We start from the raw sequence: 19,723 nt of genomic DNA, 5'->3' as shown, positions 1-19,723 counted from the left end.
ACGCGCCGACAGGCACGCTCAGAGGCGGGTTAGCAGCAGCAGAGCGGCGGCAGGGCGCAAAGCGGTGCGCGGGCAGGTGGGGATATGTCTTACCGGTGCCATGCGCCTGTTTATACCCGGCCTGAAGCAAATGGGAAGGTGGTTTTTGCGCCAAATGCGATCCTTCCCGCGCGCCGGGGGCTTGAAGGCCCCGCCCATGCCGCTAAGTCGCGGAGAATGAAAAGAGTTTTGATCATAGGGGCGTCGGGGGGCGTTGGCAGTGCGGTGGCCGACAATTGCCGGGCGCGGGGTGACACGGTGACCACATTGTCGCGACGGGACGATGGATTTGACGTGACCGATGACGCCATTGTGGACCGGCACCTGAGCGCCTTGCAGGGCAGCTACGATCTGGTTCTGGTGGCCACGGGCGCACTGGAGATAGCGGGTGCAGCACCGGAGAAATCCATCAAGGGTGTGACGGCCCGCGCCATGATGGATCAGTTTGCTGTCAATGCTGTCGGGCCTGCGCTGATCCTGCGCCATGCGGCGCGTTTGCTGCCGCGCGACAGGCAGGCCTGCATCGCGGTGCTGTCGGCGCGCGTGGGCTCTATCGGTGACAACCGGATTGGCGGCTGGGTCAGCTACCGCAGCGCCAAGGCGGCGGTGAACCAGATCGTGCATACCACGGCCATCGAACTGGCCAGAACCCACAAACAGGCGGTCTGCGTCGCCCTGCACCCCGGCACCGTGGCCACCCGGTTCACGGAGAAATACCTGGGCCGTCATCCCGCTGTAGCGCCCCAGGAGGCCGCACGTAACCTGTTGCGTGTGATGGATAATCTGTCACCCGACCAGACGGGCGGATTTTACGATTGGGCGGGCAAGGAGGTCGTCTGGTGAGCCGGTTGGTTCTGGTGCTGGGGGATCAGTTGAGCCTGTCCCTGAGTGCCCTGCGCCACGCTGACCCCACCCGCGACATTGTGGTCATGGCCGAAGTGGCGGATGAGACCACCTATGTGCACCACCACCCCAAGAAAATCGCGCTGGTTCTGGCATCGATGCGTCAGTTCGCCGACGCGCTGAGAGAAGCCGGTTGGGACGTCCGGTACAGCCAGTTGGATGACACGCATAACGCAGGCTCCATCGTGGGCGAGTTGCTGCGCCGGGCCGAGGAAACCGGCGCGTCCGAGGTGCTGGTCACAGAGCCCGGTGAGTGGCGGTTGATCACCCACCTCAGACACGCCCCGATCAAGACGCATATTCTGCCGGATGATCGATTTATCGCGTCACATCAGGAGTTTGAAGCCTGGGCCAAGGGGCGCAAGCAGCTTCGGATGGAGTATTTCTACCGCGAGATGCGGCGCAAGACGGGCCTGCTGATGGACGGTGATGCGCCCGTCGGTGGCAAGTGGAATTTCGATCACGAGAACCGTAAGCCCGCCCCTGATGCGGTTGCTTTTGACGGGCCGAAACGCTTTGCGCCGGACGCGGTGGTTGCGGCGGTGCTGGCGCTTGTGGAGAGGCGGTTTGCCCCGCATTTCGGCACGCTGCACCCCTTCTGGTTTGCCACTACGCGGGCGCAGGCGCTGGCGGCGCTGGATCACTTTGTTTCCAACGCCTTGCCGCTCTTCGGCGACTATCAGGATGCGATGCTGGCGGACAACCGCTTCCTCTATCATTCGGTGATCTCGGCCTATATCAACATCGGCCTTTTGGACCCGCTGGAGGTCTGCCAGAAGGTTGAAAACGCTTATGAAAAAGGTGCCGTGCCGATCAACGCAGCCGAAGGGTTCATCCGGCAGATCATCGGCTGGCGCGAATACATGCGCGGCATCTATTTTCTGGAAGGCCCGGAGTATCCGACGCGCAATGCGCTGGGCCATAAACGTGACCTGCCGGCGCTGTTCTGGGGGGCTGAAACGCAGATGCGCTGCCTAGACAAAACCGTCGGGCAGACCCGCGATGAGGCCTATGCCCACCACATCCAACGTCTTATGATCACAGGGAATTTCGCGCTGCTGGCGGGGATCGACCCGGGGCAGGTGCACGAATGGTATCTGGCCGTTTACATGGATGCTTTTGAATGGGTTGAAGCCCCCAATACGGTGGGCATGAGCCAGTTTGCCGATGGCGGGATCATCGCGTCGAAGCCTTATGTGTCGAGCGGGGCCTACATCAACCGGATGTCGGATTACTGCGAGGGCTGCGCCTATTCGGTCAGCAAGAAAACGGGCGAGGGGGCCTGCCCGTTCAACCTGCTGTACTGGCACTTTCTGGACCGTCACCGCGACCGGTTTTCGGGCAATGCGCGGATGGGCAACATGTATCGCACCTGGGACCGGATGGACGCAGAGAAACGCGAGACGGTGATTGCAGAGGCGGAGGATTTTCTGCGCCGCCTTGACACGGGCGCGCAGGTGTAAGTGCGCCGCACGCCCGAATTTTTGGACCAGATGGGCGAATCACAGTTAACGCCTGCAAATCCGGGCTGAAGGAGGAGGCACCACCCGTACACAGGGCGTGCACAACCTGTGCACCGATTGTGCAGGGCCCGCCGCGCTTAACAGACCGTGCGGTAAGATATATGACCCCGGTGTTAACACCCGCATCCGGCCAGTATTCAGGCCGTGTTCGGGTCAGTATTCAGACCGGTATATTGTGCAGCCCCGACGATGCGGTCATATTCCGGTCTCATGAAAATCCTGCTGGCAGAAGATGACGTAAAGTCTGCGGAGTTTGTTCAACGGGGACTTGTTGAGCAGGGGTTCGTGGTCGATTGGGTCACCGACGGGCGCGAGGCTCTGTCGCACTGTCTTTACAACGAGGTAGATCTGCTGATCGCGGACCGGATGATGCCGGGCATGGACGGGCTGTCGCTTGTCAAAGCCCTGCGCGCGGCAAAACGTGACCTGCCGGTGATCTTCCTCACGGCTCTGTCGGATGTCGATGACCGGGTCGACGGGCTGATGGCGGGGGGTGATGACTACATGGTCAAGCCGTTCCACTTCTCCGAGCTTCTGGCGCGGATCACCGCCCTGTCGCGCAGACCGAAGACCGCTTCGGAGCGCACGTCGCTGGAGGTGCATGACCTGACGCTGGACCTGTTGCAACGCACCGCCCATCGGCAGGGCCAGACCATCGAGTTGCTGAACAAGGAATTCGCGCTGCTTCATCTGCTGATGGAAAACGCGGGCCGTGTGATCAGCCGCACCCTGATCCTTGAGCGGGTCTGGGATTTCAATTTTGACCCGGGCACCACGGTCGTTGAAACCCACATCAGCAAGCTGCGCCAAAAAGTCGACAAGCCGTTTGACGTGCCGCTGCTGCACACCCTGCGCGGGATGGGATACACGCTTCGTGCCCCTCGCTAGCCTGATCCGCAGCGAGCCTTTCAAGGCGGCTTTGCGCGTAGCATGCGTCTTTCTGGTGCTCTATGGCGCGGCCTCTTGGGCGCTGGTGCGGTCGGTGGAGACCACGCTGCGCGAGGACCTCGCCACCCTGACGCGGATCGAAAGCGAGCTGTTGACCAGCATCTACCAAAAACAGGGGCGTGCCGGGCTGACGGCAGCGATTGCGGCGCTGAGCGGGCAGGGGCAGTTGACCGACCGCGCCTACGGTCTTTTTGACGGGCGTAACCTGAGCCTGACGGGGCCGCTGTCGGTCCGGCCGGATTTTATCGGCATCGACACGCGCGAGGTCAGTGTATTGAGCGGGGGCCGCATTGCGGGGCGCTATGTTCTGTGGGTCGACAAGCTTGACGCGCTGACGCTGGTGGTCGGTCGCGACAGTGGGATGGTGGAAAAGGCAAAGGCGCGGCTGACCCTTGGTCTGGGCGCTTTTGGCGGGGTTTTGGCGCTGGTGACGATTGGTCTGGGTCTATGGGCTGCCTATCGGTCGCAACGGCGGCTCGATGAGATGGAGACCACTCTGCGACGGATCTCCAGAGGTGATCTGGCCGCGCGCCTGAGGGTCGGTGCCCGGCAGGATCAGTTTGACCGGGTGGCCAGCCGCATGAATGAGAATCTGGCGCGTCTGGAACGCCTCGTGGCCAGCGTGAAATCGACCGCATCGGCCATCGCGCATGATCTCAAAACCCCGCTGTCACATGCACAGATTGCCATGCAGCAGGCGGCGGATGCGGTTGAGAAAGGCGAGGATGCGCTGGACAGGATCGACGACGCGCTGGCCGAGACCGACAAGCTGAACAGCATCTTTGAAACGGTGCTGCGACTGTCGCGTATTCAGGCGACGAAAGATCGCAGCCAGTTTGCGCCGGTGGCCTTGCAGGAGATCGCCGAAAAGGCCGTCGAATTTCTGCACCCTGCCGCGGAAGAGCAGGATCAGGTGCTGACGATCACGGGGGGAGAGGTGACAATTAACGCTGATCACGCGATGATCCAGCAGGCAGCGGTGAACCTTGTGCAAAACGCCTGCGTTCACGCTGGCCCGGGGGCGCAAATCGAGATCGGCATCGGGGCAGACAGCGCCGGTGCATTCTTTCGTGTCAGGGATGATGGTCCGGGCATTCCACCCCAATCGCTGGACACCGTGCGCGCGCCTTTCGCCCGGGCGGCTGCTGATCGCTCGGCCCCCGGGCACGGGTTGGGGCTGGCGCTGGTTGAAGCCATTGCTGAGCTGCATGACGCAAAGCTGCTGTTGGTCAATACCACGCCCGGCTTTGAGGCCACCCTGGTTTTCCCAAACTTCAAGAATTCCTGAACTTCGCGCAAAGCTGATCCCAGACTAGCGTGTCAGGCTGGTGATGCCCGGGGTGCCTGACGCGGTCATCCCGATGTTGGCTCTTTGGCTTCCTCCAGGTCAATACGGCCCCCTCCTGGAGGACGCGCTCTGCCTGTTCGGGGAGGTCAGGCAGGGCGCAGTTGCAATTATCTACGCCCTATCGGAACCGGAAATCCGGCCCTAGGATCGGGGCAACAACGAAGATCAAGAACCCAGCATGGATTTTGCCGAACTGACCCGCGCCTTTGGCGCTTTCTTTGCGATCATGAACCCTTTCGTGAATTTGCCGATCTTTCTGGCCTTGACCGTTGGTTTTACCGTCGCCGAGCAGCGCACACTGGCCATAAAGGTCACGTTTTTCTCGGCCATCATGTGTGGCGTCATCCTGTTTGCAGGGCAAAAGATCATCGGGTTTTTCGGCATCACGGTGGATCAGTTCCGCATCGCGGGTGGCATTGTGCTGGCGCATATCGCCTGGTCGATGCTGAACGGCAGCAGCATCGTCTCGCACCACGGCACCGATCAGGAAAAAGACCACATGCAGGACCTGTCCGGGCTGGCCTTTTATCCCATCACCTTTCCGATGATCGTCGGTCCGGGGACCATCGCAACCCTGATCATCTACGCAGGTCACGCCAAGGGGCTGGGCGGTCTTCTGGCTGTGGGCGGGGTTGTCGGTGCCATTCTGGCCATGCTCTTTGCGGTGCTTTTCTTTGCCTCCTTTTTCGGCAAGGTTCTCAGCGATACCATGCGCGTTATCATGACGCGCCTGATGGGGATGATCCTGCTGGCCATCGCGGTAGAAATGATTGTTGCGGGGGCCAAGGCGGTTTTGCCGGGGCTTGCATGAGCCAAAACGCGAAAGGGCGCAAAATGCGATTGTTCAACCCCGAAAACCATGTGAAATCCGACCGGCACAAGAGGCTTTATGCCTATTGCGAACTGGCTTATACGGCCGTCGATTTTCTGGCGGCGGCCCTGTTTGTCATCGGCAGCATTCTCTTTTTCAGCGCGCAGACCACGGCTCTGGGCACATGGTTGTTTCTGGTGGGGTCGATCTTGTTCGGCATGCGCCCCACCATCCGGCTGTACCGGGAGTTGGGCTACCTGCGATTGGGGGATTATGACGATATTACCAAGGGCTGAACCATGCGCCTGACCAGTTACAACATCCGCAAGGCGGTTGGGCTGGACTGGCGGCGCGACCCGGACCGGATTGTGGACGTATTGGCGGAAATCGACGCGGATATCGTGGTTTTGCAGGAGGCGGATCGCCGGGTTGGGACGCGCGGTGGGGTGTTGCCGCTGGAGCGGCTCGAAGACGATCTTGGCTATAGTCTGACGGAGGTCTCCATGCGCCCGCTGAGCCATGGGTGGCATGGCAACGCCATTCTGGTGCGCCATGATGTCGACTGTCACCCGCCCGCGCGCATCGCCCTTCCATCTGTTGAACCCCGGGGTGCGGTGGCCGTCTGCCTTGAAAGCCCGCGGATAGAAGTTGTGGGCGTGCATCTGGGGCTGACACCGGGAATGCGGCGTAAACAGCTGGAGGCGCTGCAACAGGTCGTGGCGGCGCGTGACCATCCGGTGATCCTGGCCGGTGATTTCAATGAATGGAATGCAGCGCGTCTGCGGTTTCCCGCGCCTTTGAAAGTGATCTCCCCGGGGCCAAGTTTTCACACGGCACGGCCCTCGGCGGCGCTGGACAGGTTTGTGCTGTCGGGGGGGCTGCATGCCACTGCGGCCTATGTTCACCACTCGGAACTGGCGGCGCGCGCGTCTGATCATTTGCCGGTGGTGATTGACTTTGACGTGACGGAACCCGCCTGATGACCTTTCTGCTCTTTGTTCACCTGGTCATCGTTACTGCCTTCACCGCGCGTATCCTGCTGCGTGATAACCTGTCGCCCCCCGCCCGGCTGGCCTGGTTCATCATCCTGAATATCCTGCCTTATTTTGGCGGCTGTATCTATTTCCTCTTTGGCGAAACCGACCTCGGAAACCGCGCCAACAAGCGTCACAAAGAGATTTTTGGCGATATTCGCACCAAGGCGGCAGCGCTGATGGGCGACCGGCAGGACACCGATCGCCTGATTGACCCGCTTTACCGGCCAGCCTTTCGCTACGCGGGGTCGATCAACGGGTTTCATACCGTTGGCGGCAACCGCGCCGAGCTGATGGCGGATGCGGCGGAGACCAATGCGCGGCTGGTTGCCGATATCGACAATGCGCGCCAACACGTTCACGTGCTTTACTATATCTGGCTCGGTGACAAGACCGGCACGCAGGTGGCCGAAGCGCTGATCCGGGCGGCAGAGCGGGGTGTGGTCTGCCGCGCGATGGCGGATGGGCTGGGCTCGCGCGCCCTGATCCGCTCCGCACTCTGGTCGCGGATGAAGGAGGCCGGTGTGCAACTGGCGGTGGCCCTGCCACTCGACAACCCGGTCCGAACCCTGCTGACCAGCCGCATCGATCTGCGCAACCACCGCAAGATTACGGTTATTGATGGCCAGATCACCTATTGCGGCAGCCGCAATTCAGCGGACCCGGAGTTTCTGGTGAAGGCGAAATACGCGCCCTGGGTCGATATCATGCTGCGGTTTACCGGGCCGGTTGTGACCCAGAACGAGTTGCTGTTTCTGAGCGACTGGATGCAGGCCACGGGGGAAGGCTTTGAGAGCTTCGCGTTGACTGCGCAACCGGTTGAGGGCGGATTCCCGGCGCAAGTGATGGGGGACGGGCCCACCGAGCGCCGGGGGGCGACGCCGCAGTTATTTGCAACCCTGATCGCCTGCGCGCAGCGAGAGGTGACCCTTTCGACGCCCTATTTTGTGCCTGACGCGACGGTGCTGGAAGCGCTGTGCGCTGCGGCGCATCGCGGCGTGCGGGTGACGTTGATCTTTCCCAAGGTCAATGATAGCTGGATCGTGGCCGCCGTCAGCCGCAGTTACTATCGCAAGCTTCTGTCAGCGGGTTGCGAGATCCATGAATTCAAGGGCGGCCTGTTGCATGCCAAGACCCTGACACTTGACGGTCGGATTTCGCTTATCGGTTCGTCCAATCTGGACCTGCGCAGTTTCGATCTGAATTATGAGAATAATATCCTGTTGCAGGATGAGGCCGTGACCCGCGCGATCGCGGAGCGTCAGGCCAGCTATGTTGCGCGCTCCGATGTGGTGGCGTTGGGCGAGGTTCTGGGCTGGCCGCGTCACCTGCGTATCTGGAACAACGTGATCGCCACCATCGGTCCGGTGCTTTGAGGGATGCCGGAGGGGCGGGCAGGTTCAAGAATATTTAAACTTCGCGACAGGGGCGGGTGAGAGTGACCCCTTAGATCACCATCACAAACACAGATGGAGATTTGAGATGAGCACAATCAGAACCCTGATGGGGTCCGCAGGTCTGTCCGGCGCGGCCGTAGTTTTGGGCACCTTGTCCATGAGCCCGGCCATGGCGGCTGCCAACGGCGGCAACGGCTACATTGATCTGGTCGAAGAGGTAAGCCCGGCAGTGGTTTTCGTCGAAGTCACGGCGAAGGTTCAAAACGCCAACAGCCAGTCATCGCCCCTGAACGATCCACGGTTCGAGGAGTTCATGAAGCGGTTTGGCCAGGGCATGGTGCCGCAGGCGGAACCCGGACCGCGACAGGGCCAGGGGTCGGGTTTCATCATTTCCGATGACGGGCTGATCGTGACAAACCATCACGTCATCGAAGGGGCCGAGACGGTCACCATCAAACTGGCGGATGGTACGCGCCACGACGCCACCGTGATCGGGTCGGACCCGCTGACCGATATCGCCCTTTTGGACATCGAGGGTCAGGATTTCCCGACCGTGGCCTTCGGTTCATCAGAGGAGTTGCGCGTGGGTGAAGAGGTGCTTGCCGTGGGCAGCCCCTTTGGGTTGGGGGGCACCGTGACCTCCGGCATCATTTCGGCCAAGTCGCGCAACATCAATTCCGGCCCGTTCGATGACTTCCTGCAGACCGATGCCGCGATCAACCGGGGCAATTCCGGCGGGCCGCTCTTTAACATGGAGGGCGAGGTTGTCGGCGTGAATACGGCGATTTATTCGCCCGGCGGCGGGTCCGTCGGCATCGGGTTCTCGGTGCCGTCCGATCTGGTCACGGACATCGTGGCGGACCTTCAGGACGATGGCGAAATCGAGCGCAGCTGGCTGGGCGTGCAGATCAAGCCGGTGACCGCGGAGGTGGCCCATGTGCTGGGTCTGACCGCGGATCAGGGTGTGATGATCGAAGATGTGGTGGCAGGCAGCCCCGCAGAGAAGGCCGGTCTGCAGGCGGGCGACGTGATCCTGCGGTTCGGGTCGCATGATATCGCGGATATGCGGGACCTGACCCGCAATGTTGCCTCCGAGAGTGCTGGCACGGAAACCGAAGTGGAGGTCTTTCGGGGTGGGGAGAGGATCGCGCTGGATGTCGTGCTTGCCACGCGGTCAGACAAGGAAACCTAAGTACAAAACCGGATGGCCGCTGTTCTCTCCGGCGGCCATTCTGCTTTTGGGCATCGCTCCGATCCAGTTTTCCAACCTGCTCACCGATCCCGCTGATAGGTGATCTGGCCATCGCAGATGGTGACGCAGGCGCAGGCGGTGGTGATCTCCTCTGCGGCGAGGGTGGTCAGATCGTGGCTCATGACCACCACATCGGCCAGCATCCCCACTTTCAGCTTACCTTTGTTCCTTTCGTTGAATTCCACCCATGCATTGTCGCGCGTGTAGCTGGCAAGGGTCTCTTCCAGCGATTGGCTCTGATCGACCCATTCGGGGCCCAGATCGAGCGGCGCAATGGCCGCCCTGATGTTGGGCATCACATCGACGGGGATCACCGGCCAGTCTGTCGAGAATATCACCCGGGCGCCTGCCTTGCGAATGGTTTGCCAGGCAAAGGCACCCGCGATCTGATGGGGATGCAAGTACTGATCTTCGCTGCCGGGCGGAAAGAAATGCCCGGTGGGCGCGTGACCGGGCTGTAACGAGGCCACGATCCCCAGATCCACCAGCCGCGGAATGTCATCAGGATGAATGACCTCGATGTGTTCGATCCGGTGGCGGCTGTCGCGACGACCATTGTGGTGTTGTGCCGCCTCGAAAGCGTCGATCGTGCGCCGCACGCCTGCATCCCCAACAGCGTGGACGGCGATCTGGAAGCCAAGACGGTCGGCTTCCACACAGCAAGCCACGAAATGATCCTGGGTGAAGACCTCATCGCCGGTATTGCCATTCGCCCCCAACCCGCCCGGATAGGGTTCCAGCATCAGGGCGGTGCCGCTTTCCATCACGCCGTCGATGAACATCTTCACATGGCTGCACCGCACCATGTCGCCCTGAAATCGGTCCCGCATCACCGGCGCCTCGGTTGTGAGCCGTTCAAGCGGGTCGGTCCCCTTCATGTGGAACGGCACGTGGCAGCGGCACAGCAACCGCCCTTCGACCTCCAGTTCGGACAGCAGTTCAAGCTGATAGGTATTGCCGTCCATCAGATGCAGCCCGGTGATGCCCTGCGCCGCGCAATGGGCAAGACCCCCTGCAAGGACATCCTTGTCCATCGTGCGTTGAGCCAGCGTGGCGGGGGGCTCGGGGTCCTTGCCCGTCGTCAACCCCAGCATCTCGCGCCCGCCGTGGCGGGTGAGCGCCAGAATGGGGCTGTAGGCCCCAGGTTCCAGCAACTCACCACTGGCCAGTCCGTCATCGCCCATCACGATTTCAGACCCCGCATCAACCGTGCCGCCCTGCAAAAGACCCGTGGTCTCAAGCGCAGCAGTATTGGCCCAGATGGTGTGATGGTCAGGCGCGAACATCGCCAGCGGCCGGTCACTGAGGATTTGATCGAGGTCCTGACGGGTCGGGGTCTTGCCGGTGCCCAGAATGCCGTAATCGGCCATGACGCAGAACACCAGGGCGTCATCCGGGTTGGCATCGGCATAGGGTCGGATGGCGGCGCACATCGCGTCAAGCCCTTCGACACCGTAGAGATCAAGACAATCCAGTTCGACCGAGCCGCCGAATAAATGCACATGACTGTCGATGAACCCGGGCAGCACCGTGCCGCCATGCGCGTTGATACGTATCGTCGCGTCACCCGCCAGGGCGAGCACATCGGCATCCCGGCCAAGGGCGGTGATCTGGCCATCCGATATTGCCAGCGCCTGTGCCGATGGCCGCGCGTCATCAAAGGTCATCAGGACACCGTTGTGGATGATGATATCCGGGGGCATGGCGGGCTCCGTTAAATGAGATACCTCCCCGCTGAAACGGGGCTGGATCATCATCGGTTACTTCTGCAACCCGGTCCAGATGGCGCGTAACGCCTTGTGGCCGCTGGCACCTGAATCCGCACCCGGCAAACTGCGCTCTTTACCAGAATTCACCCTGTCTTAAGGGGTTCGGCCTAGAGTGACGTCCTTTGACAAAGGGCAGAGGCCGATGCAACAAATCTCGTGGCGGTATATCTTCTGGATGCATGGCCTTTTGGGGGTATTTGCAACGGCATCGGTGCTGGGCATGCTGTTCTGGATGACCGGGCGCATTGATCAGACCGAACGGGAACGGACACAGGATGTGCTGAACCTGTCGATTGAGGAACATACCAAAAAGCTTGTCCTGTCGGTCGAGGATTATGCGTATTGGACGCTTGCCTATGAGGTTGTGCAAGCTGACGATGCTGCGGAGATTTACGAAAACATTGGCTCCGGCGCGACCGAGAGCGCGCTGTTCGACCAGCTTTTTATTCTGGATGAGAGCGGTCAGTTGCGACATGCCTATGATGAAAGCTTGGGTGCGCGGGCGCATGGCATGTTTGACGCCGCTGCCTACAGGGGTCTGGTTTCGCAGTTGAGAATGAATGCAGCAGAAGACTATCAATCTGTCTCCGGCGTCGTCGAGATTGACCAGCAGTTCTATCTTGCCGCGGCGGCCTGGATCACGCCTGATGATGTTGCAGAAGTCCCGCGCGCGCCCTACCCGATGATGATCGGCATTACCAAGCTGGACCGGAACTGGCTGTCAACCCTCGCCAAACGAGCACGTGTGAATAGCCTGTCTTTTGAACACGAGACGGGTGATGCGGGTAACAATACGCCGTTTTTGGCAGACGCCATGGGTCAACCGTTGGTGGCGCTGAACTGGGTGGCGGAACATACCGGCACAAAGCTGAGACGCGAGATGATGCCCAGCCTGATCCTTTTTTGCCTTGGTCTGCTGGGTATCTGCGGATCGGCGACCCGGTATTTTCACAATCAGCACAAATCGCTTGAACGGGCAAAACAGATTGCCACCACGGATCAGCTGACCGGATTGCTCAACCGTGCCGGTCTGGAAGCGCTGTTGCAGCGCCGGGATGTGGCGGCGATGCTGGAGAACGGGCAACTGGCAACGGTTTACATAGACTTGAACAAATTCAAAGAGTTGAACGACACGCATGGGCACAGTGCCGGCGATATAGCGCTCAAGGTCACGGCGGAGCGGCTGGTGGAGGCCGCAGGTCCGTCAGATTACGTCGCCCGGCTCGGCGGGGACGAGTTCCTGTGCGTGGTTCTGGATCGCAACCCGGAGGAGCGTTCGATTGCCGTTGCCGACCGGTTTTCCGCACTGGGCAGGAAACCGATCAGCTTTGCCGATCATGATCACGTTGTGGAAGCCTCGGTTGGGGTATCGGTCGCCAATCCCGGCACGCAATGGGAGACGCTCCTGTCGCAATCTGATGCAGCGATGTATTGGTCGAAAAAGAAAAACGCGAAAGAGCCGGTTTTGTTTTGCAAATCAATGGATGGTGCCGGTTCGCTGGCCTGAAGCTCGGGGTTCCGGGGGGCCGTCGGCATTATCGAAGACGCAGCCTGTCTGGCAAAGACGCAGGCAAACGCGGCCTGATGGCGTCACTATGAAGGCGCGGATTTCGGGCGCGTCTCCGACAGGAGCGGTTTGCAAAACAGGGCCATATCGCCGAGCTGCGGGGTCGAAATTTGAACGTGCTTTTCAGCCGCCGTCGGTCAGAGCCCCGTTTTCCCAATCACCACTGGCCTCTTCACCGGTCGCATAGCGCATGGTGCCGGTGCCCTGTCGTTTGCCAGCCTTGAACGTACCTTCATAGACGTCGCCGTTGGCATAGGTGGCCACGCCTTCGCCTTCAATCTCGCCTTCGACCCAGGACCCTTCATAGGTAAACCCGCTTGGCATGGTGATCTTGCCGGCCCCATGCCGCTGACCATCCTCGAAGGTGCCCGAATAGATGGTGCCATCAGGATAGGTCGCCGTGCCCAGCCCCTGACGTTGCCCGTCAACCCAATTCCCGTCGTATTTGTAGCCATCCGCATAGGTCATGGTGCCCTGACCGTGGTTGCGGGCATTTTTGAATCCACCCTCGTAAACCACACCGTTGGTATAGGTCGCCTTGCCTTCGCCGTCGATCACCCCGGTTTTCCACGCGCCGTCATAGGTGGAGCCATCAGGATAGGTGATCAGACCGGTGCCATCCGCAAGCCCACCTGAAAAATCACCCACGTAGACCGACCCGTCAGGATAGGTCACGCGCCCTTTGCCCTCGATCTCGCCCGCAACCCAGGACCCGGTGTAGGTGTAGCCGTCCTGAGCCGTGAACGTCCCCTGGCCATCGCGCAGGTCATTGGCAAAGGAGCCTTCGTAGACATCGCCATTGGCATAGATCACCTTGCCCTGACCTTCGCGGCGTCCTCCGGAAAGCTGGCCTTCGTAGATGTCACCGTTGGCCTGTGTCAGCTTGCCGGTGCCGTCAATCTGGCCGTCGCGCCAGAGGCCGACATAGACCAGACCGTCGGGCATGGTGAGGGTGCCCTGACCGGCGCGTTTGCCGCCGCGGATTTCACCTTCGTAAACGGCCCCGTCAGGGTAGGTGATGGTGCCGAAGCCTTCCTTGGCGCCGTCGATCCAATCGCCCTTGTACTCATAGCCGCCCGGGCTTTGCATCGTGCCTTTGCCATGGTGCTTGGCATTGCGGAACTGGCCCTCATAGCGAACGCCATTGGCATAAAGCGCAATGCCGGTGCCCATGATGGCACCCCCCTGCCACTCGCCCTCATAGGTGCCGCCATCGGCAAAGATGATCTTGCCGACGCCATCGGGTTTGCCCTTGGCAAAGAGCCCCTCGTAGACGGAGCCGTTGGGAAAACGCGCAACACCTTCGCCCTTGATCTCGCCATCGACCCACTGGCCGGAATATTCATAGCCGTTGGGCAGCTTGTAGGTGCCCGACCCATGCTGAACCCCGCCGCGGAAGGTGCCTTCATAGACCCCGCCGTCATCATATTGTTTGGTCAGAACCTGACCCTCCTGCGCCATCAAAGGCGCAGGCAAAACCGCGAGACAGAAGATCAATCGTCGAAGAAACATAACAAACCTTGCAATTCTTTTACGGCGTGATGCGAAGCCCGACCCCCCGTAGGACCCCAGCCAGAACTTAAGCAAAGCCCGTCCGGGGGGCAATCTTCTTTTGCAGATTGGGCGGCGATGGGCTTTTCACGCGGGCGCAATCTGCTACATCACGACAAATCGAGCAAAGAGGCCTGTATCTATGGCGGATGGTTTTCGTATCACTTTGGGTCAGCTGAACCCGACGGTTGGGGATCTGAAGGGCAATGCCGCCCTTGCGCGGCATACCTGGGAAGCGGGCCGCGACGCGGGTGCGGACCTCGTGGCGCTGCCGGAGATGTTCATCACCGGGTATAATGCGCAGGATCTGGTGATGCGCCGCGCCTTCCAGCTGGATGTGGCCGCCCATATCGAACAATTGGCCGCCGATTGTGCCGACGGGCCTGCGCTGGCCATTGGCGCGCCCTGGGTTGAAGGCACGAAGCTTTACAACGCCTATCTGATTCTCAAGGGCGGGCGCATCGCCAGTCAGGTGCTCAAGCATCATCTGCCGAATGAGACCGTGTTCGATGAGGTGCGCATTTTTGATGCGGGGCCTTTGGGCGGGCCCTATTCGGTGGGCAATTCGCGTGTGGGCAGCCCGATCTGCGAGGACGCCTGGCATGAGGATGTGACCGAAACCCTGGCCGAGACGGGCGCGGAGTTCCTGCTGGTGCCCAATGGATCACCCTATTATCGCGACAAGTTCGAGACCCGGCTCAATCACATGGTGGCCCGCGTTGTCGAGACGGAACTGCCGCTCATTTACCTCAATATGGTCGGTGGGCAGGACGATCAGGTGTTTGATGGCGCCTCCTTCGGATTGAACCCCGGCGGGCATCTGGCGGTGCAATTGCCGGTGCTGGAGGCGACCGTGGCCCATGTGGATCTGGAGCGAACGCCTGAGGGCTGGCGTATCGTGGAGGGCGAAAAGGCGCTGCACCCCGACGCCTGGGAGCAGGACTACCGCGTCATGGTGCAATCCTTACGCGATTACTGCCGCAAGACTGGATTTGGCAAGGTGTTGCTGGGTCTGTCGGGCGGTGTGGATTCAGCCATTGTCGCGACCGTTGCCGTGGATGCGCTGGGCGCGGAGAATGTGCGCTGCGTGATGTTGCCGTCCGAATACACATCCAAGGCATCGCTGGAAGACGCGGAAGCTGTCGCCAAGGCGCTGGGCTGCCGATATGATTACGTGCCCATATCCGAGGGGCGCGCGGCGATCACCGGCACGCTGGCCCCGCTGTTTGAAGGGCATGCGCCGGGTCTGGCGGAGGAAAACATCCAGTCGCGCCTGCGCGGGCTGCTGTTGATGGCGATGTCCAACAAGTTTGGCGAGATGCTGCTGACAACGGGCAATAAATCCGAAGTGGCCGTGGGCTATGCGACGATTTATGGCGATATGGCGGGCGGCTATAACCCGATCAAGGATCTCTACAAGACGCGCGTGTTCGAGACCTGCCGCTGGCGCAATACCAATCACCGGGACTGGATGATGGGCCCGGCAGGCGAGGTGATCACGCCGCGGGTGATCGACAAACCACCCTCTGCCGAGTTGCGTGAAGATCAGAAAGACAGCGACAGCCTGCCCGATTATCCTGATCTGGATGCGATGCTGGAAATCCTCGTGGATCAGGCGGGGTCCATAGAGGATTGCGTGGCTGCCGGTTTTGAGCGTGCGGTGGCGAAAAAGGTCGAGCATCTGATCTACATTTCCGAGTACAAGCGCTTTCAGTCCGCCCCGGGCGCGCGTTTGACCAAGGGGGCGTTCTGGCTGGACCGGCGCTATCCGATTGTGAACCGCTGGCGCGATCCTTCCTGAAGCCGCCAACCTTACGATCTTGTGACTTGAGTGCCCGCAGGCGACACGCCAATGTCCCGGCAAAAGTTGTGAGGAAACGTCATGCGTCTGCTGTCCACTGCCCTTTTCCTGTGCCTTGCCGCCGCCCTGCCGGCCTATGCCTGCGGGCCTGACACGGACTGCGTGCTGGGCGACCGGCACTACCGCATTGCCATGCCCGAAGGGCACGATGGCACCACGCGCGTGCCTGCAATTGTCTTCTCGCATGGCTATCGCGGCTCGGCCCAGGGGGTGATGCGCAATGGGTCGCTGCGGCGCATGGCGTCGGAGCTGGGGGCTGCGCTGATCGCGGTGAAATCGAAGGACGACGACTGGGTAATCCCGAATGCGCCGCGCCACATGGACAGCGACGGGGCGGAGGAGTTCGCCTATTTCGATGCGGTGCTTGCGGATGCGACCCGGCGATTCGCGGTGGATGACACCCGCGTCATGGCGACAGGCTTCAGCGCGGGCGGTATGATGACATGGAACCTTGCCTGCGCGCGCAGCGACCGCTTTGCTGCCTTCGCGCCAATCTCGGGCACCTTCTGGCTGACGCCGCCGGAAACCTGCGCAGGGCCGGTGGCCAATGTCATTCACATCCACGGGGATGCCGACCGCACGGTGCCACTGACAGGGCGGCGTATTTTGCAAACCAAACAGGGGGAAGTTCGCGAGGCGCTGGACATGTACGGGCAATACGGTGGTTTTGGTCCGTCCCACCCCAGCACCCATGACGCGCTGCGTTGCGAAGAACGGCGCAACGACGCAGAGGATATTCTGGATTTCTGCCTCTTTGAAGGAGGGCATTCGTTTCGCACCGAATATGTGCGTTTCGCCTGGGAACGGTTCCGGCAGGCAGGGCGGCTTTGATCTGACCTCAAGGCCAGACCGCCGCCCCGCGGGTTGTTACAGCATCAATTGGTAGCTGTGCGGCACGTAAGCGTAGCCATCGCCGCGCTTTTCAACATAGCCCACACCGGGCCAGGGCATGTGATAGCCGACAAAGGCCGTCTTGTCGGCGGCCATCATATCCAGAATGCGCCGCCGCGTGGCCGCCGCCGCCGCTTTGTCCATGTCGAACTTCACTTCCCAATCAGGATGTGCCAGCGACCAGACATAGTGGTTGGCAAAATCCGCCCCCAGAATGAGCTGCGTGCCGTCTGATTCCACCATGTAGGTCATATGCCCGGGCGTATGACCAAAGGCCGCCATTGCCGTCAGCCCGGAGGCCACGTCGCCGCCATCCTCAAGGAAGGTGAAATTCTCCGCAAAGGGTTGAATTTTGGCTTTGAAATTATCGTTATCCGCCTTGGCCCAGGCGTCGAATTCGGCCCGGCCCGTGACAAAGCGCGCATTGCCATAGGTGGCCGACCCGTCCTCTTTTGTCATGCCGCCAATATGATCCCCGTGCATGTGGGTGATCACCACGGCATCGACCTGATCGGCGGTGTAACCGGCGGCCTCCAGTGCGGCGGTGGTGCCAGCCGCCGATAGCCCGGTGTCGAAAAGCACCAGCTCCGAGCCGGTATTGACCACCGTGGGCGTGAAGAAGAATTGCGAGATATCGGTGGGCAGATTAGCCGCCGCAGAGACCGAGGCAAAGGTATCGGCATCGACGTTCAGACCAAAAATGTTATGCGGCCCCTCAACGGCACGGGTGCCTGCAAGCAGTGTCGTGACCTCGAAACTGCCGACCTTGACGCGGTTGAAAGGGCTCATTGCGACGCCTTTCATTTCCGCACCGGCGCGCGCAACGCCAGCGGTTGCTGCGGCCAGAGGCAGAGCCGCCGCACCGGTCAGCGCGGCGCGACGGGACAGGGTGATCTGATGAGACATGATCATTTTCCTTTTGTGTTGGACGCTACCAAGGGTAGTGTTCTGGTGGCTGACGCCAATGCCAAATCGCCACAAACCGATCATATTTCTGCGAGGAGGACCCCATGAGTGCAAATGCAGAGGTTGCGGCCTTTCTGGAATCGGTCACCCCAGAGCGCCGGTTTCGCGAAGCCGCTCACTTGGACAGGTTGTTTCAGGAGACAACCGGCTGGCAGCCGCAGTTCTGGCGCGGAGGCATGCTGGGCTATGGCACCTATGACTATACCTATAAATCCGGGCGCACAGGCACATGGTTCGCGACGGGCTTTGCGCCGCGCAAGGTTAAACTGTCGGTCTATATCATGCCCGGATACGCCGATTTCGGGCATATTCTGGCCGATCTGGGCAAGCACAAGATCGGCAAATCCTGTCTTTACATCAACAAACTGGAGGACGTGGATCTGGACGTGCTGAAGAGGTTAATCCACGCCGGTCTGCAAGATCTGGCCACCCGTTGGCCGGTGCAGCCCACATAAGCCGGATTGCTGGACAATTGCGCGCCCCTGTGACACCACGCGCTGCAACAGGAGACAGTCATGACCACCACCCGTTTTGCCCCATCGCCCACCGGTTATATCCACATTGGCAACCTGCGCACTGCCCTGATGAACTACCTGATCGCGCGCAAAGCGGGCGGAACGTTTATCCTGCGCATCGATGACACCGATCCGGAGCGCTCCAAGGAAGAATATGTCGATGGGATCAAGCGTGATCTGGAGTGGCTGGGCCTGCATTGGGACCGGGTGGAGCGGCAATCGGCGCGGCTGGATCGCTATCACGCGGCGGCAGATGCCCTGCGCGACAAGGCGCGGTTTTACGAGGCTTTCGAGACGCCGACGGAACTCGATCTGAAACGCAAAAAGCAGCTCAACATGGGCAAACCGCCGGTTTATGACCGCGCGGCGCTGGCACTATCGGAAGCCGAAAAAGACGCCCTGCGCGCCGAGCGGGGCAATGGGGTGTGGCGCTTCAAGCTCGATCAGCAACGCATCGAATGGCAAGACGGCATTCTGGGCGATATCTCCATTGATGCGGCCAGCGTCTCCGACCCGGTGCTTATTCGTGGCGATGGGCAGGTGCTCTATACGCTGGCCTCGGTGGTCGATGACACGGAAATGGGCGTGACCCATGTGGTGCGCGGCTCGGACCATGTGACCAATACTGCCACGCAAATCCAGATCATCGAAGCGCTGGGCGGCTCGGTGCCCGCTTTCGCACACCACTCGCTGCTGACCGGGCCGCAGGGGGAGGCGCTGTCCAAACGCCTCGGCACCCTCAGCCTGCGGGATCTGCGCGCGCAAGGCATCCAGCCCATGGCGCTTTTGAGCCTGATGGCGCGGCTGGGCTCGTCTGACCCTGTGGAACTGCGCGCCGATATGGCCGAACTGATCGAGGGTTTTGATATTGGCCGCTTTGGCTCCGCGCCGACCAAATTCGATGTGGATGACCTCCTTCCGCTGACCGCGCGCCATCTGGCAGGCCAGCCGCTGGCGGCGGTGCAGGACAGCATCACGGCGGCGGGCGTGCCCAATGACAAGGCCGCGCAATTCTGGGAGGTCACCCGCGAAAACATCACCACGCTCAGCGATCTTGCCCCCTGGTGGGAGATGATGCGCGACGGCGCGGAGCCGCAGATCGACGCGGAAGACGCGGCATTTGTGGCTGAGGCCATGGCGCTGCTGCCGGAAGCCCCCTTTGACGCGGAGACCTGGGGCACCTGGACCGCGGCGGTCAAGGAGGCCACGGGGCGCAAGGGGCGCGGGCTTTTCATGCCGCTGCGAAAGGCGCTCACGGGGCAGGCGCATGGGCCGGATATGTCCGCGCTGATGCCGCTTTTGCAGGTGGTCAAGGCGCGCGGATGACCGGGCGGCCCGCACAAAAGGC

General features: G+C 61.1%; 17 protein-coding genes. 14 read left to right on the top strand and 3 right to left on the bottom strand.

Annotated features, from left to right (window positions below):
- Window positions 1–216: 216 nt before the first annotated feature.
- From Q0802_RS14565 to Q0802_RS14525, 9 genes are all read left to right on the top strand, one after another.
- On the top strand, window positions 217–882 hold the full coding sequence (locus Q0802_RS14565; RefSeq protein WP_298919514.1) for an SDR family NAD(P)-dependent oxidoreductase: 666 nt from the start codon (window positions 217–219) through the stop codon (window positions 880–882).
- On the top strand, window positions 879–2,405 hold the full coding sequence (locus Q0802_RS14560) for a cryptochrome/photolyase family protein (RefSeq protein ID WP_298919513.1): 1,527 nt from the start codon (window positions 879–881) through the stop codon (window positions 2,403–2,405). The genes Q0802_RS14565 and Q0802_RS14560 overlap by 4 nt, the downstream gene beginning before the upstream one ends.
- A 270-nt stretch (window positions 2,406–2,675) precedes the next feature.
- On the top strand, window positions 2,676–3,353 hold the full coding sequence (locus tag Q0802_RS14555; RefSeq protein ID WP_298919657.1) for a response regulator transcription factor: 678 nt from the start codon (window positions 2,676–2,678) through the stop codon (window positions 3,351–3,353).
- Window positions 3,340–4,701: a HAMP domain-containing sensor histidine kinase gene (locus Q0802_RS14550; protein ID WP_298919511.1), complete on the top strand. Its 1,362-nt coding sequence runs from the start codon at window positions 3,340–3,342 to the stop codon at window positions 4,699–4,701. Before Q0802_RS14555 ends, Q0802_RS14550 begins: the two co-directional genes overlap by 14 nt.
- Window positions 4,702–4,939: 238 nt before the next feature.
- Window positions 4,940–5,572 (top strand): MarC family protein, encoded by a 633-nt coding sequence (locus tag Q0802_RS14545; protein ID WP_298919509.1) that lies wholly within the window; start codon window positions 4,940–4,942, stop codon window positions 5,570–5,572.
- Complete coding sequence (locus tag Q0802_RS14540; RefSeq protein ID WP_366523329.1) at window positions 5,569–5,868, top strand: YrhK family protein; 300 nt, start codon at window positions 5,569–5,571, stop codon at window positions 5,866–5,868. Before Q0802_RS14545 ends, Q0802_RS14540 begins: the two co-directional genes overlap by 4 nt.
- Before the next feature lie 3 nt (window positions 5,869–5,871).
- Entirely contained in the window at window positions 5,872–6,552 is a 681-nt protein-coding gene (locus Q0802_RS14535) for an endonuclease/exonuclease/phosphatase family protein (RefSeq protein WP_298919507.1), read from the top strand.
- Complete coding sequence (gene cls / locus Q0802_RS14530; RefSeq protein ID WP_298919505.1) at window positions 6,552–7,982, top strand: cardiolipin synthase; 1,431 nt, start codon at window positions 6,552–6,554, stop codon at window positions 7,980–7,982. The genes Q0802_RS14535 and cls overlap by 1 nt, the downstream gene beginning before the upstream one ends.
- 127 nt (window positions 7,983–8,109) lie before the next feature.
- Window positions 8,110–9,195, top strand: a complete 1,086-nt coding sequence (locus Q0802_RS14525) for a trypsin-like peptidase domain-containing protein (protein WP_298919652.1) — start codon at window positions 8,110–8,112, stop codon at window positions 9,193–9,195.
- Window positions 9,196–9,275: 80 nt separating this feature from the next.
- On the opposite strand, the gene Q0802_RS14520 is transcribed toward Q0802_RS14525, so the two are convergent.
- Entirely contained in the window at window positions 9,276–10,958 is a 1,683-nt protein-coding gene (locus Q0802_RS14520) for an amidohydrolase (protein ID WP_298919503.1), read from the bottom strand.
- 208 nt (window positions 10,959–11,166) lie between these two features.
- Between Q0802_RS14520 and Q0802_RS14515 the strand changes: the two genes are divergently transcribed.
- Window positions 11,167–12,531 carry a diguanylate cyclase gene (locus Q0802_RS14515; RefSeq protein ID WP_298919501.1) on the top strand — a complete coding sequence of 455 codons (1,365 nt, stop codon included), beginning with the start codon at window positions 11,167–11,169 and terminating at the stop codon, window positions 12,529–12,531.
- A 183-nt stretch (window positions 12,532–12,714) separates the two neighbouring features.
- Here Q0802_RS14515 and Q0802_RS14510 read toward each other — a convergent pair whose 3' ends face one another.
- A complete protein-coding gene (locus tag Q0802_RS14510; protein ID WP_298919499.1) occupies window positions 12,715–14,103 on the bottom strand; it encodes a 2-isopropylmalate synthase in 1,389 nt (462 codons plus the stop codon).
- A gap of 181 nt (window positions 14,104–14,284) precedes the next feature.
- Here Q0802_RS14510 and Q0802_RS14505 point away from each other — a divergent pair, with 181 nt between their 5' ends.
- Window positions 14,285–15,943, top strand: a complete 1,659-nt coding sequence (locus Q0802_RS14505; protein WP_298919497.1) for an NAD+ synthase — start codon at window positions 14,285–14,287, stop codon at window positions 15,941–15,943.
- Between the two features lie 81 nt (window positions 15,944–16,024).
- On the top strand, window positions 16,025–16,834 hold the full coding sequence (locus Q0802_RS14500) for a prolyl oligopeptidase family serine peptidase (RefSeq protein ID WP_298919494.1): 810 nt from the start codon (window positions 16,025–16,027) through the stop codon (window positions 16,832–16,834).
- A 36-nt stretch (window positions 16,835–16,870) separates the two neighbouring features.
- Here Q0802_RS14500 and Q0802_RS14495 read toward each other — a convergent pair whose 3' ends face one another.
- Window positions 16,871–17,800 carry an MBL fold metallo-hydrolase gene (locus tag Q0802_RS14495; protein ID WP_298919492.1) on the bottom strand — a complete coding sequence of 310 codons (930 nt, stop codon included), beginning with the start codon at window positions 17,798–17,800 and terminating at the stop codon, window positions 16,871–16,873.
- 104 nt (window positions 17,801–17,904) lie between these two features.
- Here Q0802_RS14495 and Q0802_RS14490 point away from each other — a divergent pair, with 104 nt between their 5' ends.
- Window positions 17,905–18,315 (top strand): DUF1801 domain-containing protein, encoded by a 411-nt coding sequence (locus Q0802_RS14490; RefSeq protein ID WP_298919490.1) that lies wholly within the window; start codon window positions 17,905–17,907, stop codon window positions 18,313–18,315.
- A 60-nt stretch (window positions 18,316–18,375) separates the two neighbouring features.
- Window positions 18,376–19,701 carry a glutamate--tRNA ligase gene (gene gltX, locus Q0802_RS14485; RefSeq protein WP_298919488.1) on the top strand — a complete coding sequence of 442 codons (1,326 nt, stop codon included), beginning with the start codon at window positions 18,376–18,378 and terminating at the stop codon, window positions 19,699–19,701.
- The last annotated feature ends 22 nt before the right edge of the window (window positions 19,702–19,723 follow it).

Source organism: uncultured Roseobacter sp. (assembly GCF_947495275.1).
In the GTDB taxonomy this organism is placed as follows: domain Bacteria; phylum Pseudomonadota; class Alphaproteobacteria; order Rhodobacterales; family Rhodobacteraceae; genus Roseobacter.
Note: the sequence above shows the minus strand (reverse complement) of the source record. Positions and strands in the feature narration are given on the sequence as shown.

Coding starts and splice junctions, on each gene's coding strand:
- Q0802_RS14520 (WP_298919503.1), bottom strand. CDS start 10,958: ATGCCCCCGGATATCATCATCCACAACGGTGTCCTGATGACCTTTGAT.
- Q0802_RS14490 (WP_298919490.1), top strand. CDS start 17,905: ATGAGTGCAAATGCAGAGGTTGCGGCCTTTCTGGAATCGGTCACCCCA.
- Q0802_RS14545 (WP_298919509.1), top strand. CDS start 4,940: ATGGATTTTGCCGAACTGACCCGCGCCTTTGGCGCTTTCTTTGCGATC.
- Q0802_RS14495 (WP_298919492.1), bottom strand. CDS start 17,800: ATGTCTCATCAGATCACCCTGTCCCGTCGCGCCGCGCTGACCGGTGCG.
- Q0802_RS14515 (WP_298919501.1), top strand. CDS start 11,167: ATGCAACAAATCTCGTGGCGGTATATCTTCTGGATGCATGGCCTTTTG.
- cls (WP_298919505.1), top strand. CDS start 6,552: ATGACCTTTCTGCTCTTTGTTCACCTGGTCATCGTTACTGCCTTCACC.
- Q0802_RS14555 (WP_298919657.1), top strand. CDS start 2,676: ATGAAAATCCTGCTGGCAGAAGATGACGTAAAGTCTGCGGAGTTTGTT.
- Q0802_RS14535 (WP_298919507.1), top strand. CDS start 5,872: ATGCGCCTGACCAGTTACAACATCCGCAAGGCGGTTGGGCTGGACTGG.
- Q0802_RS14500 (WP_298919494.1), top strand. CDS start 16,025: ATGCGTCTGCTGTCCACTGCCCTTTTCCTGTGCCTTGCCGCCGCCCTG.
- Q0802_RS14565 (WP_298919514.1), top strand. CDS start 217: ATGAAAAGAGTTTTGATCATAGGGGCGTCGGGGGGCGTTGGCAGTGCG.
- Q0802_RS14540 (WP_366523329.1), top strand. CDS start 5,569: ATGAGCCAAAACGCGAAAGGGCGCAAAATGCGATTGTTCAACCCCGAA.
- gltX (WP_298919488.1), top strand. CDS start 18,376: ATGACCACCACCCGTTTTGCCCCATCGCCCACCGGTTATATCCACATT.
- Q0802_RS14505 (WP_298919497.1), top strand. CDS start 14,285: ATGGCGGATGGTTTTCGTATCACTTTGGGTCAGCTGAACCCGACGGTT.
- Q0802_RS14525 (WP_298919652.1), top strand. CDS start 8,110: ATGGGGTCCGCAGGTCTGTCCGGCGCGGCCGTAGTTTTGGGCACCTTG.
- Q0802_RS14510 (WP_298919499.1), bottom strand. CDS start 14,103: ATGTTTCTTCGACGATTGATCTTCTGTCTCGCGGTTTTGCCTGCGCCT.